The sequence below is a fragment of the Sphingopyxis sp. C-1 genome (assembly GCF_001047015.1).
Classification (GTDB): Bacteria; Pseudomonadota; Alphaproteobacteria; order Sphingomonadales; family Sphingomonadaceae; genus Sphingopyxis.
Genome location: NZ_BBRO01000002.1, coordinates 470,030 through 488,265 on the forward strand (window position 1 = coordinate 470,030; position 18,236 = coordinate 488,265).

General features: G+C 64.4%; 13 protein-coding genes. 10 read left to right on the forward strand and 3 right to left on the reverse strand.

The genetic code is table 11. The features are described from left to right. The first annotated feature begins 382 nt into the window (after positions 1-382). Both SC1_RS16835 and SC1_RS16840 read left to right on the forward strand, forming a co-directional pair. Positions 383-2,737 (forward strand): bifunctional diguanylate cyclase/phosphodiesterase, encoded by a 2,355-nt coding sequence (locus tag SC1_RS16835; RefSeq protein WP_062185256.1) that lies wholly within the window; start codon positions 383-385, stop codon positions 2,735-2,737. Positions 2,738-2,901: 164 nt separating this feature from the next. Next, positions 2,902-3,486, forward strand: a complete 585-nt coding sequence (locus SC1_RS16840; protein WP_062185259.1) for a CHAP domain-containing protein — start codon at positions 2,902-2,904, stop codon at positions 3,484-3,486. 89 nt (positions 3,487-3,575) lie between these two features. Here the strand turns inward: SC1_RS16840 and SC1_RS16845 are convergent, their stop codons facing one another. Both SC1_RS16845 and SC1_RS16850 read right to left on the reverse strand, forming a co-directional pair. Beyond that, positions 3,576-3,857 (reverse strand): DUF3297 family protein, encoded by a 282-nt coding sequence (locus tag SC1_RS16845; RefSeq protein WP_062185263.1) that lies wholly within the window; start codon positions 3,855-3,857, stop codon positions 3,576-3,578. Positions 3,858-3,960: 103 nt separating this feature from the next. After that, a complete protein-coding gene (locus tag SC1_RS16850; protein WP_083435966.1) occupies positions 3,961-6,297 on the reverse strand; it encodes a TonB-dependent receptor in 2,337 nt (778 codons plus the stop codon). Between the two features lie 410 nt (positions 6,298-6,707). On the opposite strand from SC1_RS16850, the gene SC1_RS21975 reads away from it, so the two are divergent. Continuing rightward, entirely contained in the window at positions 6,708-7,655 is a 948-nt protein-coding gene (locus tag SC1_RS21975) for a hypothetical protein (protein WP_062185266.1), read from the forward strand. 11 nt (positions 7,656-7,666) lie between these two features. Continuing rightward, positions 7,667-9,301 carry a ShlB/FhaC/HecB family hemolysin secretion/activation protein gene (locus SC1_RS16860; RefSeq protein ID WP_062185269.1) on the forward strand — a complete coding sequence of 545 codons (1,635 nt, stop codon included), beginning with the start codon at positions 7,667-7,669 and terminating at the stop codon, positions 9,299-9,301. Here SC1_RS16860 and SC1_RS16865 read toward each other — a convergent pair. Further along, positions 9,273-9,749, reverse strand: coding sequence for a hemerythrin domain-containing protein (locus tag SC1_RS16865; RefSeq protein ID WP_193749206.1), 477 nt, complete (start codon positions 9,747-9,749; stop codon positions 9,273-9,275). The genes SC1_RS16860 and SC1_RS16865 overlap by 29 nt on opposite strands. A gap of 292 nt (positions 9,750-10,041) precedes the next feature. Here SC1_RS16865 and SC1_RS16870 point away from each other — a divergent pair, with 292 nt between their 5' ends. The 6 genes from SC1_RS16870 (at position 10,042) to ligD (ending at position 18,058) form a co-directional block, all read left to right on the forward strand. Further along, positions 10,042-11,208: a PepSY domain-containing protein gene (locus SC1_RS16870; RefSeq protein WP_062185274.1), complete on the forward strand. Its 1,167-nt coding sequence runs from the start codon at positions 10,042-10,044 to the stop codon at positions 11,206-11,208. After that, on the forward strand, positions 11,205-11,384 hold the full coding sequence (locus tag SC1_RS16875) for a hypothetical protein (RefSeq protein WP_062185277.1): 180 nt from the start codon (positions 11,205-11,207) through the stop codon (positions 11,382-11,384). The genes SC1_RS16870 and SC1_RS16875 overlap by 4 nt, the downstream gene beginning before the upstream one ends. 43 nt (positions 11,385-11,427) lie before the next feature. After that, a complete protein-coding gene (locus SC1_RS16880) occupies positions 11,428-13,599 on the forward strand; it encodes a TonB-dependent siderophore receptor (protein ID WP_062185280.1) in 2,172 nt (723 codons plus the stop codon). A 15-nt stretch (positions 13,600-13,614) separates the two neighbouring features. Next, the gene (locus tag SC1_RS16885) at positions 13,615-14,616 is read left to right on the forward strand and encodes a pyridoxamine 5'-phosphate oxidase family protein (RefSeq protein WP_062185283.1); all 1,002 of its coding nucleotides are present in this window, start codon (positions 13,615-13,617) and stop codon (positions 14,614-14,616) included. A 66-nt stretch (positions 14,617-14,682) separates the two neighbouring features. Further along, entirely contained in the window at positions 14,683-15,549 is an 867-nt protein-coding gene (locus tag SC1_RS16890) for a Ku protein (RefSeq protein WP_062185285.1), read from the forward strand. Position 15,550: 1 nt separating this feature from the next. Beyond that, a complete protein-coding gene (gene ligD, locus SC1_RS16895; protein ID WP_062185288.1) occupies positions 15,551-18,058 on the forward strand; it encodes a DNA ligase D in 2,508 nt (835 codons plus the stop codon). The last annotated feature ends 178 nt before the right edge of the window (positions 18,059-18,236 follow it).

Consider the following 18,236-nt stretch of genomic DNA (forward strand, 5'->3'; position numbering starts at 1 on the left):
TCCCACCCCAAAACAAACATCGCCTTCAAATAGGTCTTTCCTACATTATCCGGCCGTGCCAGCTTTCATTCGGCGAACAAAAAAGCGGTCGCGGCCCGGCTTGCGGGTGCGACCATGATCGGACGTGCCGCACATATCCAGCACTCCGCGACTTGCAAATGGGAGCGCTCATAGGGCTGAACTTCCCTGAACTTTGGAAGATGGCGCTCTCCTTGCGCCGACCCGATCGCGGATCCAGCCGGGCGATATCCAAAGAGGGCAGCGGCAGCTCACCACCCCCATTGCCGGCTGTCGCGCACATTGTCCCTCGGTGGGACAGATATTCTCACCAGAACAGCCGCATAGTTACCTTCGGGTAACTCCCGCGCGCTAGACAGGGCGGGTGAAAAGCCTGCTGACCGATCCACTTGCTGCCGAAGTCATTCCTGCGCGGACCCTGTTGGGGCTGGGGCCGCGTGATCAGGACATCGGCAACCTCCGCCAGCTCCAGCTTGCGCCGCTCCGCGGCCGCGGCTCGCTGCGTCTGGTGATGGGCATGGGCATGGCGATCGTCGCGGCATTCACCATGATCCTCAACGTGCCGATGGCAGTCGCGGGCGGCTGGCTGGCATGCACGCTGATTTTCGGCTTTTGGTCGTACAGTCGTTTTCGCGGCCTTCCATTCGGCGACCTCAAGCTTTCGGGCGTTGCCGAATATCGGCTTTGCACGCGCCATGCGCTCTATTCGGCGCTGGTCTGGGGCAGCCTTTTCTGGCTGCAGGGACTGACGCCCACGCTCGACCATGTGCTGTCGATGTGGACGATCGCGGTGCTGATGATGGTTACCCTTTCGATCGTCGCGCACAGCGTCCCGCTGGCCTGTGTGCTGTTTATCGCGCCGGTTTCTTTGTCCGCCGCCGCCGCGCTCACGCGCGCGGGAGCGCCGCAACTCGCCGCGGTCGCCCTTGTCGCGGGCTTTCTGCTTTGCGCCTTTTGCGTGCGCTTCGCGCAAAGCCATATCCGCTTCCGCCGCGCCGAAGAGACGCTGCACGAAAAGACCGAGACGGTCAGCCTGCTGCTCCGCGAGTTCGAAGAAACCTCGGCCGACTGGCTCTGGCAGACCGATAATAGCCGCCGCCTGATCCATGTCTCGCCGCGCCTTGCCTATGCGCTCGGCGGCACCGCAGAGACGCTGGAGGGCGTCCCGCTCCTGCAAGCGCTTTCGGGCGACGCCTGGGAGACCGGCCTGTTCCCCAAAAGCCTGCACGACATGGCCGAACGGATGAAACGGCGCGAAAGCTTTTCGAACCTGATCGTCCCCGTGACGATCGGGGGTGCACCGCGCTGGTGGGAATTGTCCGCATCGCCGCGCCTTGACGAAACCGGCAAATTCCTCGGCTTTCGCGGCGTCGGGTCGGACGTCACCGAAAAGCGCGCGACCGCTGAACAGATCGCCAAGATGGCGCGATTCGACAATCTGACCGGCCTGCCCAATCGCCTCAGCCTCAACGAAGATCTGGCGCGCGCGCTGAGCCATGCCATCGACGCCAAATCGCGCTGTGCGCTGCTGATGATCGACCTCGACCGGTTCAAGGCGGTCAATGATACATTGGGCCATCCCGTCGGCGACAAATTGCTCGCGCAGGTCGCGGCGCGGCTCAAGGGCCTGATGGAGCGCGGGATGACGTGCGGGCGCCTTGGCGGCGACGAATTCGCGGTCGTGCTCCACAATGTCGCCTCTGCCGACAGCGCCGAGGACCTTGCGCAGCGGATCATCACGACGATCAGTCGCCCTTATGTGGTCGACAATCACCAGCTTTTCGTCGGCGCCAGCATCGGTTTCGCGATCGGGCCGACCGATGGCGCGACGGTCGAGACGCTGACGCGCAACGCCGACCTTGCGCTCTACAAATCCAAGGACAAGGGGGGCAATGTCGTTGCCGCCTATGTCGCATCCCTGCACGCCCAGGCCGAGGAACGGCGCGTGATGGAGCAGGAATTGCGCGGCGCCCTCGAACGCGGCGAATTCGAGCTTTATTATCAGCCGGTGGTGACCGCGGTCGACGGCACGCTCAACGGTTTCGAGGCATTGATCCGCTGGAATAACAAGAAGCTCGGCAATGTGTCGCCGGGCCGCTTCATCCCACTGGCCGAGGATGCGCGCCTGATCTCGCCCATCGGCGAATGGGTGCTGCGCACGGCGTGCCGCGAAGCGATGAAATGGCCGTCTAACCTGAAGGTCGCGATCAACGTCTCGGCCGACCAGCTTACCGACCCCAGCTTCGCCTCGGTCGTCGTCTCGGCGCTCGCGCAGAGCGGGCTTTCGCCGCAGAGGCTCGAGATCGAAGTCACCGAAAGCGTGTTCCTGCGCGACGGCGGCGGCGCGGCGCAGTTGCTCGACCAGCTCATCGGCCTCGGCATCCGCCTGTCGCTCGACGATTTCGGCACCGGCTATTCGTCGCTCGGCTATCTGCGCAAGACGCAGTTCTCGACGATCAAGGTCGACCGCAGCTTTGTCGTCGGCGCGGCGAAGGGCAGCATCGAATCGATCGCGATCATCCGCGCCGTCGTCGCGCTGGCCGACAGCCTGGGCATGTCGACGACCGCCGAGGGCGCCGAAACCGAACTTGAGGTCGAGACGCTCCGCGGCTTCGGCTGCAGCAATATCCAGGGCTATTATTATGGCCGTCCCATGCCCGCGAGCGACGTGCTGACGCTGTTCCGCGCGCCCGACGACATCGCGACCGTCGCCGCCTGACGGCGATAAAACGAACCGTCCGCGCGACGAATTGAACGGCTTAACAAAAGGTTCCCCCATCCACCGCAGCGACGGCGCGACTCGTCGCTAGACGGGTGGTGGACCGCGCGCGACGTGGCAAAGACGCTCCAACGCTTGAAGACAAGCCTCGGGGGTCGCATTTCATGCTCTATCGTCGTTACCTGGCAGCCGCCATCGCGTCTGTGATGACCATCACCGGCCTGCTTGCGAGCGTTCCGGCTGCGGCGCAGGGTTATCTGCAGTGCGTTCCCTTTGCCCGCGCCGAATCGGGCGTCGAAATCCGCGGCAATGCCAAGACCTGGTGGTCGCAGGCGGCCGGAACCTATCAGCGCGGCGAAGAGCCCCGCAAAGGCGCCGTGATGGCGTTCGCCGGGACCAGCGGCATGCCGCTCGGCCATGTCGCGGTGGTCAAGAAAATCGTCAGCGACCGCGAAATCCTGATCGACCACGCCAACTGGTCGCCGATCAACGGCCGTCGCGGCCAGATCGAGCGCAACGTCCGTGTCGTCGACGTCAGCAACGCTGGCGACTGGAGCATGGTCCGCGTGTGGTACGCCCCGATCGGCGACCTTGGCCTCCGCGCCAACCCGGTGCAGGGCTTCATCTACGCCGACGGCGAAGCCGGCGCGCCGAACAATGCCCCCAGCTTTAAGGCGCCGGTCTGGGTCCAGAACGATTGGAAGCCCGGCAACGGCCTCGAAACCGTCGCCGCTTCGCTCGGCCAGTAAGACCAAACGACTTTCTGCAAGCGCATCGCGCATAAAGAAAAGCCCCGGATCGCTCCGGGGCTTTCTTTATGCGCGGGCGCGTCAGTTGATTAGGCGTCGTCGCCTTCGCCAGCGGCGGTGCCTTCACCAGTGGCGGTGTCTTCGAACCAGGCCTCGACTTCGCCCGACAGCTTGATCGTCATCGCCTGACCGAACCGGTCCTTCGACTTGCCCGCGGCGACGCGGATCCAGCCTTCGGAGATCGAATATTCCTCGACGTCGGTGCGCTCCTTGCCCTTGAAGCGGATTCCGATGCCGCGCTGCAGCACCTCCATGTCAAAATAGGGCGAGCGCGGATTGGTCGACATGCGGTCGGGGGGCGTATCGGTCATGACTATATTTCCCAAAAAATGATGGCGCGGCCCTAGCTGGACCGCGCCATCATCGTCAATCGTTGAGAAGCGGCGCCGAGGGACCGGCGCCGCGACCTCAATCCTAGAACCCGGCCTTCAGCGTGACGAAGAACTGCTGCGGAGCCCCGGTGAGCAACGTCTGGCTGTCGCCGCGGTTGGCGAAGCCGTTGGTGCCGATCGTCGACACATATTCCTTGTCGAACAGGTTCGTCGCATTGGCCTGGATCGAGATGCGGTCGTTCAGCCGGTATCCGATGCTGGCATCGACAATGATGAACCCACCCACCTCGGCGTCATTCTCGTACGAATAATAGCGCTTCGACGTATAGTTGGCACCGACGCGCGCGAAGAAATCGCCATTGTCCCAGGTGATCTCGCCCTTGCCGAGATGGCGCGGCGAGTTGACCACCGTCTTGCCCGCGGTCGCCGCAACCACCGCGCCCGCCGCGTTGACGACATCGTCCTGATATTCGGAGTCGTTGTAGGCATAGGAAGCGAAGAGCGAGAGTTCGGGGGTGACGCGGAATGTCCCCGCCGCCTCTACGCCCCAAGAGCGGACATCGCCGACGTTGCTGAGGATCGCGGGGTTGCCCTGAATGCCCGACCCGTTGGCGAACGCGATGATGCGATCCTTGAAGTCGACATAATAGCCCGCGATCACGCCCTGAAAACGCGGCGACTTGGTGCGGAAACCAAGCTCATAGGTCGTCGACGTCTCAGGCTTGAGATCGAGCGCGTCAAAGCCTGCCTGCGTCGTCGCGAAGGGCCCACCGGTCGCCGACGATTCATAGGCGCGGATATTCTCGGTATAGCTCGCGAACAGCTCGTTATCGTCGTTCAGGCGATAGAGCAGGCCAGCCTGCGGCAGGAACCAATCCTTCGCCTCGGTCGTCCCCGACGCCAGTCCGCCGCTCACGACCGGCGTCGCGCGGTTGGTGACGCGCAGCCCCTTCCAGCCGGCGTTGATCTGGAACTGGCCCAGATCGAGCGTGTCCTGCACATGATATTGCAGCGTCTGGGTGTTGAAATCGAACTCCCACTGCGTCGCCAGCGGATTCTTCGGGAAGGTCAGGCTGCTGCGATCGGGGGCGCCGGTCGTGTTGCCAAGGCCGTAGAAGCGCCGCGCCTGATTGAAGGCATTATCCTCGTACCACATGCCGATTTCGAACTTGTTGTCGCCGACCTCGAACAGGCTGGAGGTGACGATGCCATAGCGTTCAATGTCATATTCGGTGGTGCGGATCGTCATCGGCGCGCCGCCCGGCGTGGTCACATAGGGGGTGAACCAAAGGCCGCGCCCCTTGTTGCCGTGATAATAGCCCATCGCCTTCAGCGTCCAATGTTCGCCGAGCGGCGCCTCGACGCCGACGCCGGCGAGCCAATCCTTGCGCAGGCCCGCGGCATCATAATAGGCGTCGTCGACCGTTCCGACCGGTGCCGGAAACGCCTGACCGACGCCGGCATAGGGCGCGGTGAAGGGCGTGCCGAGCGGCAGGCTGCCATTCGCGATCCCCGCGTCATAAGCGGCACGGGCGACCTGATTCTGATAGACTTTGGCGACCTGGACCGCGAGGTCCCAATCCTTCGCGAAATTGTCCCACTGATAGCCGAGGCGGCCGATCATGTCGGCGCTCAGATCCTGATAGTCATTCTCGCGGCGGTTCGAATAGTTGACGAAACCGAAGAATTGGCCGTCGCCGACGGGCTGGACGATGCGCACATTGACCTGGTCCTGACGCTGGACGCCATTGCCCTTCCACTTGTCGGCATCCTGCCACGCATAGCTCAGCGACAGGCGCGGCCCGCCCGCGCCGATCTCGCCGCTGTCGATCCGTGCGAAGAGGCGCTTGGTATCGTCGCTGCCATAGGTCGCCGACGCCTCGACCCCGAGCTCTTCGGCCGGCGCCCGCGAGAAGAATTCGATCGTCCCGCCAAGGTTGCTCGTCGATGCGGCGGCGAGCGAACCCGCCCCCTGCGCGACTTCGACGCGGCCGACATTCTCGCTGATGATCGCGCGGCTGATGTGCAGGCCGTTATGGTTGCCATAGTTCATGTCGCCAAGCGGAACGCCGTCGAGCGTGAAGCCGAGCTGGTTCTGGCTGAACCCGCGGATCGAGATGCGCGCCGACCATTCATAGGCGCCAAACGGATCCGCGGCCTGGAAATTGACGCCGGGCAGCTTGTCGATGGCCTTCAGCGGGCTGATCCCCGATACTTCGAGCGCGATGTCGGCGGCGCCCAGTTCCTGCACCTGACGCGCCTGCCCCTGCCCGAGCACAACGATCTCTTCGACATCGCCGCCGTCGGCGGCCACATCGACGGCGGCTTCCTCGGCAAAAGCCGGGGTCGCGGCCAGCACGGCAAGCGCAGCGATCGAAGCGGCCCCGGCCCGCAGGCGGTTCCTGAACTGATAGGTCATTGATGAATCCCCTTTTCCCGGTCGCGAAATGGCGCCTGGGTCGCGGGGGCATTAGGCGGACGATATTGCGGCGCTGCGGCGAAGACGTGACAAGCCGATGACGGAACGAAGAAGGATCAGCGGCAGTCGCGCACTCAAGCCGACGGGAACTATTAACATAAATCAAATTGTGGAAATCATGTCCCTTGGTGAACCACATATTGAACTGACAAAAGTTTATGCAAAGACCGTAAGCAGAAAAATTTTAGTTAACGCCTTTTGTGAAATCGCATGGGATTCCGTAACGACCTCCTCAACTATTAGTTTACGCCCTGAGTTAACGACAATTAATTTCAACAACAGCGGGAACTTTGACGTTCATTCGGGAATCTGGGGCTTAGGGACCAGATCATGTACCAAGGGGATGTCTCATGCCTTTGTCCTGTCTTGAATTCCGCCCAGCCCATCTCATCCTGATCCCGGCGTGCCTTGCACTCGCCGCGTGCGAATCGTCGGGCAGTTACCGCGTCGGCAGCGTCGGCAGCGGCGGTGCCACGGGCACCGTCGGCCCGGCAGGCGCCGCGGGACCGACCGGTGCAACCGGACCTGCGGGCCCCGCAGGTCCGGCTGGTAGCGGCCTCGGCCTCGGCGATGCCGGCGCGCTCGCGGTCGGCGGCCTTGTCGGTCCAAGCGGTATCGCCGGCACCGGCCTTCTCGCAAACACCGGCGATCCCGCTGCGACCAATCCGGTGATCGGCAATGTGCTCGTGAAAACGGGCGGCCTCGTCAATGTCATCGCCGACAAGGGCCTGCTCCTTGCGAGCGCGGTCGACAGCAAGGTGCCCGGCAACGCGAATCTGGTCGGCACCGTCGTCGGCGTGGTCAAAAGCACCGGCGTCGCGCTCGTCCAGACCGGCAGCGGCCAGCAATATCTGGTCGACGGCCTTGCCGCCGCCCCAGGCCAGTTGATCACCGCAACGATCGGCAAGGCGACCGCGATCGGCAGCCCGAATGCCTCCCCCCTGATTGGCGCCAGCATCCTGTCGCCCGGACAGCAGAACGGCAGCCTGCTGACCGTCGGCGTCGGATCGGCGGGACAACTGGTCACGCTCCAACCCGGCACCGGCGGCAATTTGCTGGGCGGCGTCACCGGGGGCCTGACCGGGGGCGCGACCGGCAGTCCCACGGGAACGCCCGTCACGCTCGTCAGCAATGTCGTGACAACCACGACCGGCGCGCTCGGTCAGGTCACCAACGGCCTGACGGGCGGCACGACCGATGGCGGAACGGCGGTCGATCCCGTGACCGGGCTCGTCACCGGCGTGACCGGTACCGTTGGGGGTGTCCTCGGCGGGCTGAAGCCGAAGCGCGGCAACTGAAGCCGCACCCGATGCGCCCATTGCGCAACGCCTGCACCGCGGCGGTAGTGGGAGCCCTGCTCCTCCCCGCCGCGGCGCTCGCGGCCCAGCCGGCGGCGACGCCGCTCGATGGCCGCCCGCCGCTAGCCCCCGATCGCAGCCGCGACCCGCTCCCCGATCCCGAGGCCAAGCCGCTCTCGCTCGGCAAGGTCGAACTCGGCGCGCGGCCCGACGTCATTATCCGCGAAATCCGCTTCGTCGGCGCGGGCGTGCCCGCCAATGTCGGTCGCGCCGCGCAGCGCTTCGTCGGCAAGCCCGCATCGTCGGAAAATCTCGCGAAGCTCGCCGCCGCGATGACACGCGCATACAATCGGTCGAGCGTCGCGCTCTTCACTCTCGTCATTCCCGAACAGGATCTTTCGGGCGGGGTCGTCACCGTCGCCTCCGCCGAAGGCTATATTGGATCGGTGACGCTGAGCGGCGAGCGCGAAAGCGGCCCCGCGCCGCTCGTCGGCAAGATGGCCGGCAGCCTCGCCGGGCAGCGTCCGCTCCCCCGCGCGCGCTTCGAACGCGCGCTCGGCAATATCGCCGACATTCCCGGCGTCACCGTCACCCCGACATTGGCGCTCGGCGGCGCGCAGGGTGCGGTTGCGCTCGATCTCGCGGTCGACGCAAAGAAACCGACGATCGGACTCGGCTTTACCACGCGCACCAGTCAGTTCGTGAACGACGGGATCGTCGAGGCGAATGCGCGCGGTGCCAGTTTGCTGCGTAGCGGCGACGAAACGCGGCTCACCGGCGCCGCAGCACTCAATCTCAAATCCTTGCTCTACCTTGCGGCGAGTCATTCGACCCCGATCGGCGCGGGCGGCACACGCGCCGAACTGTCGGGCGCGGCGCTGCGCACGCGTCCCAAGGGGCTCGCGATCGATGGCGAGGCGTGGAGCGCGGGGTTCGGCGTCACCCATCCGCTGATCCGCGCGTCGCGGCGCAACCTCCTCGCCTCGGCTCGGATCGACTATCTCGATTCGAAAAACGCCCTTTTCGGATCGACGATCGCCGCCGAAAAAACCTGGACCGCGAGCGGCAGCCTTGCCTTTCGGCTCAGTGAAGAGCGCACCGTCGTCGGCGCGCGTATCGGCGGCGCAAAGGGTCTCGACATCGCCGGTGCGCGCGTCGATCCCGGCGTCGGGGAGACCGGCTTTGCATATGCCGACGCCAGCCTTGAGGCGAACCGCGCGATCGGCAAGGCATTCGTCGTCCGCGCCGCCGCAACGGGACGCTGGACGCGCGACCGCCTGCCCGCGGCGCAGCGCTTCAGCGTCGGCGGCGCCACCTTTGGCCGCGCGTTCGAAGACGGGCTGGTCAATGGCGACCGCGGCTATGCGGCGTTCGGCGAATTTGCGCTTCGCCCGCTGCGAAGCGGACGTTTCTCGAAAAGCGAAATTTACAGCTTTGTCGACTATGCCGACGTCACTTTACTCGGCCGTACCGCGATCCCGCGCACCGGTTTCGAACTTGGCAGTTGGGGCGGCGGCGTGCGCGTCGCCTATGCCGAAAATGCGACGATCGGCCTCGAACTCGCCGATCCGTGGAAGCAGCCCGTGCCGGGCTATGATCAGGATTTACGCGTCGCGCTCAGTTGGAAATTGTCGCTTCGTCCATGACCGCGGGACCCAGCGCCGCGGCAGCCGCGTAGAGCTTGTCGGCGAGCGGATATAGCTCGCGCTCCTCGCGCTCGACCCGCGTCGCCAGCACGTCGAAGACCGCTATCGTCTCACGGCAGAACGCCTCCCAGTGAGCGGCGACGCGCTCGGCGGTCCATTTATCGTCATAGGCGACATATTCCGCCGCAAGATCGCCCATTTCCAGTTCGAATTCGTGCGTGATGTGCATCAGGTCGGGGTCGCCCGTCGCCCGCAGGCGCGGATAAAGGATCCAGTCCTCGCATTTCAGATGGCGGACCAATGTCTCGCGAAGCAGTCCGCGCGCCGATGCCAGTTCGGTCAGCCGCGACGGTTCTGAAGCCTGGAGCAATTCGGTCACGATCCGCGCCAGCGCGATCAGCGCCACATGCTCGGCGCGCAGTCGCTCTATTTCGCGGCTTAGGGGCACGACACCTCCAGCGATACGAGCGGTCCCTCTGCGCCATCTTGAAGGCACCGCAATCGGAAAGCAAATTCATATTAAATAATGTCCGAAACGCACGAAAGGTCCGCATCAAATGCCGGACTCTTTGCGGCATCGCGGCGTCGCGCGGCGCACTAAACACGGCCCGAGTGGCCCGATCTATGGGATAGCTGGCCCAAACGATGGAATTCGCGCCGCAAAGGCAGTTGTCAATTGCCGGGGCAAGCCATAGGGCATTATTGATTATTCCTCGCAATAGCAGTAGCTTTTTCGCACCATGCAACGATCGACCATCCGGACGTGGTTTCTGATCCACAAATGGACGAGCATCGTCTGCACGGCCTTTTTGCTGATGCTGTGCGTCACCGGCCTGCCGCTGATCTTCCATCACGAGATCGACGAACTGACCGAAGAAGCGCCAAATTATGGCATGCCCGGCGTTGGATCATCGGGCGAAGCGCCGGGCCTGAAGCCGCTCGATGCAATGCTCGCCAAGGCGCTCGCCGCGCGGCCGGGCGAAGTGCCCGTCTTCATGGCGTTCGACAACGACCAGCCATCGATGACGATCACCACCGCGCCGCGGCCGAATTCGCCCGCCGAAGACATGACGATCCAGCTCCTGGATCGCTCGACGGGCGAGGCGACCGGGGCGGTGGATGAGGATGGGGTGATGCACTTCATTCTCCAGCTCCACACCGACATGTTCCTCGGCCTGCCGGGGATGCTCTTCCTGGGGTTGATGGGGCTGCTCTTCGTGATCGCGATCGTCTCGGGCGTCGTGCTCTATGCGCCCTTCATGAAGAAGCTCGACTTCGGAACGCTGCGCACATCGCGCAGTCGCCGCGTCAAATGGCTCGACTATCACAACCTCCTCGGCATCGTCGCGCTCGCGTGGATGACCGTCGTGGGCGCGACCGGGGTGATCAACGCGCTTGCGACCCCGATCTTTCAATATTGGCAGATGACCGAACTTGCCGAGATGACGAAAGCCTATGCCGGCAAGGGGGCGGTGGCGCCAGCGAACTACGGCTCGATCGACAGGGCGATGGCGGCGGCGCGCAAGGAAATCCCGGGCAACAATCCGCAGTTCATCGCCTTCCCCGGCGGGGCGTTCAGCAGCAAGCATCATTATGCCGTCTTTTTCCAGGGCGACACCCCGCTTACCGAACGGCTGCTCACGGCGGCGCTGATCGATGCCGAGACGGGCGAATTCACCGACGCGCGTCCGATGCCCTGGTACGCCAAGGCGCTCGCGCTGTCGCAGCCGCTCCATTTCGGCGACTATGGCGGGCTGCCGCTCAAACTGCTCTGGGCGATCCTCACCGTCTTCACGCTGATCGTCCTCGGCTCGGGCCTCTATCTCTGGCTTGGCAAGCGCCGCAGCGGGACCGACGCGCTCGTCCGCGAGGTCGAGAGCGGCGGCACTTTGGTGCCCTCCGAATGAGGAAGACCCACAGCCTGCGCGCAATCTTCGCGATCCCGCTCGCCCTCGCGCTCGTCAGCATCGTCGGGCTCGTCGTCGCGCTGACCGGTGACGGCGTCCGCGACGCCGCGTCGTGGGCTGCGCTCGCCATACCTGTTCTTGCCGTCGGTTGGGCCATGCGCGCCCGCCGAACCTGACCAATTCCGCGCGGGGTAGGGCCGCGTCTGTAGGGGAATATCTATGACCAAATCGACCGTTCGCACCGCGCTCGGCCTCTCCGCCGCGACCGCCGTGCTCGCTGCCGCGACACCCGCGATGGCGCAGGAGGGTGCAGCCGGCGAAGAGATCATCGTCACCGCGCAGCGCAACAACCAGACCAAGGTGACGGGCGGCGGCAATGTCGGCGTCTTCGGCACCAAGGCGGCCGAGGATATTCCGTTCAACATCCGCAGCTATAACGAGGCACTGATCCTGAACCAGCAGCCCGACACGCTGGGCGAAGTGCTGGAGAACGACCCGACGGTTCGCACCGCGCTCGGCTTCGGCATCGCCGGCGAAGTCTTCGTGATCCGCGGCTTCGATCTGTCATCGGACGATGTCGGCTTCGATGGCCTTTATGGCGTCACGCCGCGCCAGCTCGTTGCGCCGGAACTCTTCTCCTCAGTCCAGGTCATCAACGGCGCGAGCGCTTTCCTGAACGGCGCGGCACCGGGCGGCAGCGGCATCGGCGGCAGCGTCAACCTGATCCCCAAAAAGGCCGAGCGCGACATGGTTCGCGCAACGCTGGGCTATACCTCCGCCTCGCACATCTCGGGCGCGGTCGACGTCGCGCGCCGCTTCGGCGCCAATGGCGAATGGGGTTTGCGCATCAACGGCTCGGCGCGCCGCGGCGACATCGCGATCGACGAAGAATTCCACTCAAGCTACGTCCTCGGCGCGACGCTCGATTATAACAACGGCCCGCTGCGTACCTCGCTCAATCTCAACTACCAGCGGCTGAACCAGAAATATTGGCGCGGTCAGGTCGGCATCGGCGGAGTGGTCCCGCGCGTGCCCGATGCCGACACCAACTATTCGCAGCCATGGAGCCAGATCCTGACCAAGGATTTCTTCGGCACCTTCAGCATCGAATATGATGTGTCCGACCAGGCGATGCTCTACGCCAAGGTCGGCGCACGCGACGGCCGCGAGGACCAGACCACCGCGAGCATCACGGTGCTCGATGCCGTGACCGGCGCCGCCACGGGCAGCGGTTCCTATGTGCCGCGCGAAGATAATAATGAATCGGCCACCGCCGGCATCCGCATCAAGCTCGAAGGCGGCGGCATGAGCCACGAGATCAACGCCGGCGCTGCGGTGAGCTGGCAGGTCAATCGCAACGCCTATGATTTCTCGGCCACCAACTACGCCACCAACCTCTATGATCCCGTAATCGCGCCCGCACCCACGCCCGGCGGCTTCGTCGGCGGGGATATCGACGATGTGTTCCCGATCAGCCGCAACCGCGTGTCGAGCGTGTTTTTCTCCGACACGCTGGGGCTGTGGGACGACCGCATCCTGATCACCGGGGGCCTTCGCCTGCAGGAAATCAAGACGACTTCATACTCCTATTTCGGTGGCGCACGCACCGGCGGCTACAAAGAATCGGCGGCGACCCCGGTCTTCGGCCTCGTGATCAAGCCGGTCGAAGGATTGTCGCTCTACGCCAACCGCATCGAGGGCCTGGTCGCGGGCTCGACCGCACCGGTGACGATCGACGACGGCCAGGGCAACGACCTCCCCGTCACCAACGGCGGCGCAGTGCTGCCCCCCGTCAAGTCGAAGCAATATGAAGTCGGCGGCAAGCTGAACTTCGGTCGCTTCAACGCCGGCCTCGCACTGTTCCAGATCGACAAGCCCAACAGCTTCGTCGATCCGGTGAGGCTGATCTATGGCAATTACGGTACCCAGCGGAACCGCGGCGTCGAGATCACGCTCGACGGCGAGCCGGTCGATGGCCTCCGCATCATATCGGGCCTGACCTTCAACGACGCCAAGCTTCGCCGGACCGAAGGCGGCGTGAACGAAGGCAATGACGCGATCGGCGTGCCCGACGTGCTGGCCAACGCCAACGTCGAATGGGACCTTCCCTTCCTTCCCGCGCTGACGCTGGTCGGCCGCGTCGTCTATACCGGCAAGCAGGCGGTCGACGCCGCTAACACGCTCGAATTGGACAGCTGGACGCGCTTCGACCTCGGCGCACGTTATGTCGCGCTGGTCGGCGACACGCCGCTGACGCTGCGTTTCAACGTCGATAATGTTGCCGACAAGCGCTATTGGGCCTCGGCCTATAACGCGTTCAGTGCCTTCGGCTCGCGGCTGCTGCAGGGCGGCCCGCGCACTTTCAAGGCATCGGCCTCGATCGAATTCTGAGGGAGCGTCCATGACATGAGCGACATCGACAGTATCGCGGGCCTCGAGGCCATCCTCGGGAAGGCACCACCGGCGGTGGGACTCAAGGTCATAGATCATGTCGATGCGACGGCGCAGCGCTGGCTCGCGGCGTCGCCGCTGATGTTCGCGGGATTCGGCGATGCAGACGGCATCGCGATCACGCTCGGCGGCGGCGACGCCGGCTTCGCGGCGGCCGATCCTGCGACGCTGTCGATCCCGATCGCGGCGCTCGACGATCCGGCGCTGGCGGTGGCGGGCGCCAGCTTCGGCTCGCTCTTCCTCGTCCCCGGCATCGGCGAGACGCTCCGCGTCAACGGCCGCGTTGCGGCGGTCGACGACGGCGATGCGCGGGTCGCGGTCGAGGAATGCTATGTTCACTGTGCCAAGGCGCTGATCCGTTCGGGTTTCTGGTCTGCAGCACCGAACGACGACGCCCCCGGTTCCCCCGATGCCTTCGCCGGCGCAAGCTGCTTCATGGCTCTCGCGACGATGGATGCCGCGGGGAATGCCGACCTCAGCCCGAAGGGTGATCCCGCGGGCGCGATGACGCATGTCGCCGGCGACCAGCTATGGTTCGCCGACCGCCCCGGCAACCGCCGCACCGACAGCTTCCGCAACCTCATCGGCCAGCCGCGTATCGCGGCCGCGCTGCTGATCCCCGGCGCATCGTCGGTCGCGATCGTGCGCGGTACCGCGATGCTCACCGACGACGAAACCGCGCGCGCGACCTTCGCGGTACAGGGCAAGGTCCCGCTGCTCGCGACGCGCGTCGACGATGTCGACATCGCGATCCGACCCAGCGCGGCGCTGGCGCGCGCGAAGCTCTGGCCCGCAGCCGCCGCGCCCGCCGATATCAAGCCCGCGAAGATGTTCGCGGAGCATGTCCGGCTGAACAAGGACAAGGGAATCGGGGCACGCATCGCGAGCGCGTTCGTGTCGGTGCCGGGAGTGATGCAGAGCAGCCTGGACAAGGATTACAAGACCAACCTCTACTGAGGGATAGTTGACGGAACCCCTCGCCCGCTCCGAACATTTGGAATCGGAACAGCGAAGGGAAAGTCGATGGCCGCACGTGCATATTGGAAGGGTCAGATCCGGCTCGCGCTGGTGTCGATCCCGGTCGAAATCTATTCGGCAACGAAATCCGGCGCCGCAGTCACCTTTCGCCAGATCCACGAACCGAGTGGCAAGCCGATCAAATATGAAAAGGTCGTGCCCGGCATCGGCGCGGTCGACCATGACGATATCGTCAAGGGCTTCGAACTGTCGAAGGGCAATTATGTCCTGCTCGACGAGGAGGAGATCGAGGCGGTCAAGCTCGAGAGCAAGCGGACCCTGGAGCTTGTCCAATTTGTCGACACCGATGCGATCGACGTCCTCTATTACACCAAGCCCTATTATGTCGTCCCTGCCGACGAGCTCGCCGAAGAGGCCTATATCGTCCTGCGCGAAGCGCTGAAACGCACGAAGAAGGTCGGGCTGGGTCAGCTTTCCTTGCGCGGGCAGGAACAGCTCGTGGCGCTGCGTCCGTGTGGCCGCGGGCTGGTGCTCGAAGTGCTGCGCTACGCCGACGAGGTGAACAAGGCGGCCAATTATTTCCGCGACGTCGGCAATGCCAAGCCGGACGCCGACCTGCTCGACCTCGCCGAAACGCTGATCGGCAAAAAGTCGGGCGCGTTCGACGCAGGCGATTATCATAATCATTATATCGACGCGCTGAAACGCGTGATCGCCAAGAAGGCGAAGGCAAAAGGCAAGCGCGTGCTCGAAGATGTCGAGGAACCCGCAACCAGCAGCCGCGGTTCGAACGTCATCGACCTGATGGCGGCGCTCAAGGCTTCGGTCGATGGCAAGAAGACTGCGACAACCAAGGCGGCTTCGGCCAAAAAAGCGCCCGCCAAAAAGCCCGCCGCCCGCAAGCGCGCCTGAGATGGCGAAGCGCGCCGATCCGCTCGCGCAATATAATGCCAAGCGCGACTTCGCGCTGACACCCGAGCCCGCGGGCAAGATCGAAAAGGGCGCGGGCAACCGCTTCATCGTCCAGAAGCATGACGCGACCCGCCTCCATTACGACTTCCGGCTCGAAGTCGATGGCGTGCTCAAAAGCTGGGCGGTGACCAAGGGCCCGAGCGCCGACCCCGCCGACAAGCGCCTCGCAGTGCGCACCGAGGATCATCCGATGTCCTACGCCGATTTCGAAGGCGTGATCCCCAAGGGCGAATATGGCGGCGGCAGCGTGATGCTGTGGGACCGTGGAACGTGGAAGCCCGTCGCGGGCAAGAGCGCGAAGGACCTCGAAAAGGGCCATCTCCACTTCACGCTCGACGGGACCCGGATGAAGGGCGAATGGCTGCTCGTCCGCATGCAGCCGCGACCGGGCGAGAAGCGCGAAAACTGGCTGCTGCGCAAGGTCGACGATGCGTTTTCCGGCGGCACCGACGACCTCGTCGGGCGGCAGCTCACAAGCGTCCTCACCGGCCGCACCATGGCCGAGATCGCGGGCGACGAGGGCGGCGAGCAGTCGCTGAAGGGCGCCAAAGGCGCGGCCTTCGCACGGAAGATGCAGGCGGCAGCCGCGCACAACAAAAAGGTCGCGAAACCGGCAACCAAGGGCAAGCCGCCCAAATTCCGTCCGCTCCAGCTCGCGACGCTCGTCGACGCCGTCCCCGGCGGCAACGGCTGGTTCCACGAGATCAAATATGACGGCTATCGCGCCGAAATCGCCGCAGCGGGATCGGACGTGCGCGTCTATACGCGCAGCGGCCTCGACTGGACCGACAAATTCGCGCCGCTCGTCCGCCATATCGCCGCGCTCGATCTGCCGCCGTGCCTGCTCGACGGCGAAATCGTGGCCTATGGCAAGGACGGCAACCCCGACTTCTCGTCGCTGCAAGCGGTCCTAAAACGCGGCCACGGCGCGCAGGACGAAGCGACCGCGCTCCACTTCTTCGCCTTCGACCTTCTCGAACTGGACGGCAAGTCGCTCGCCAAACTCGGCAACCTCGAACGCAAGGAACGCCTCGAAGCCCTGCTCCGCGATGCCAAGGCACCGATCGCCGTCGCCGATCATGTCATCGGGGCGGGTGAGACACTCTACGCCGCGATGTGCGGCGCCGGGCAAGAGGGCATAATCTCGAAACGCGCCGACGCCGCCTATGCCGGCCGCCGCAGCAAAAACTGGGTGAAGGTTAAATGCACCCGCCGACAGGAATTCATCATCGTCGGCTGGAATCCATCATCGACCAAGGCGCGCCCCTTCGCGTCGCTCCTCCTTGCCCAGCGCGAGGGAGACGCGCTTGTCTACAAGGGTAATGTCGGCACCGGCTTCGATGCCGAGACGATGGCCGATCTCGCGAAATCATTCGCCAGGCTGGAGCGCAAGACCGCTCCGCTCGACGTCGACGCTGCCGCCGCGCGCAAGGTTCATTGGCTCAAGCCCGATCTCGTCGCCGAAATCGCATTCGCCGAATTTACCGCGAGCGGATCGGTACGCCACGCAAGCTTCCTCGGCCTGCGCCACGACAAGGAGGCAAAAGACGTGACTCCCGAAACGAAGCAACCCGCCCCCGCGCCGGAAAGCGACGTGACGATCAGCAGCCGCGACCGCGTCATCTTCCCCGAGGCAAAGGCGACCAAGGGCGACCTTGCCGACTATTACGCCGCCATCGCGCCCGTCATGCTCCCGCACACCGCGCGCCGTCCGATCAGCCTCGTCCGCTGCCCGCAGGGGCGCGGCAAGAAATGCTTCTTCCAGAAACATGATTCGGGATCATTCGGCGGGCATGTGATGCATGTGCCGATCAGGGAGAAGGACGGCGGACACGAGGATTATCTTTACGTCGAGGACGCCGACGGCCTGCTCGCCTGCGTCCAGATGGGGACGATCGAATTTCACGGCTGGGGCAGCCATGTCGATGCGCTCGAAAAGCCGGACCGCATGGTATTCGACCTCGACCCCGACGAGGGGCTCGATTTCGCGGCCGTCAAAAAGGCCGCGCTCGACATCCGCCGCCAGCTTGCCGACATCGGGCTCGTCAGCTTCGCGATGCTTTCGGGCGGCAAGGGCGTGCACGTCGTCGTCCCCCTCGATCCGGGGCATAGCTGGGACGCGCACAAGGATTTCTCGAAACGCTTTGCCGAAGCGCTCAGCCTCGCCGAGCCCGACCGCTTCATCGCGACGATGAGCAAGGCAAAGCGCAAGGGCAAAATCTTCATCGACTATCTCCGCAACCAGCGCGGCAGCACGGCGATCATGCCCTATTCGGTGCGCGCGCGCGAAGGCGCGCCCGTCGCGGTGCCCATCGGCTGGGACGAACTCGTCGATATTCGAAAAGCCGGCCAGTGGACGATCAAGGATAGCGAGGCGTTGCTCGCACGCGCCGCCAGCGCGGAACTCAAGGGCTGGGGCTTTGCCGGCCAGTCGCTTCCCGACTTTTGATATAGCGGACATTCGCTCCGCCTTTCCGTCACGGGCTCGCGCCGGTCGGCTGGCCTTCGCGCCACGCTATGATACCAATCAAATACCAAAATATCCCTCTATTCTCGATATCCGACGTTTTATTGCGCAAAATCGCGCTTGACGTTTAAATTGGTATGTCTAAGGTCCCCTCAAAATC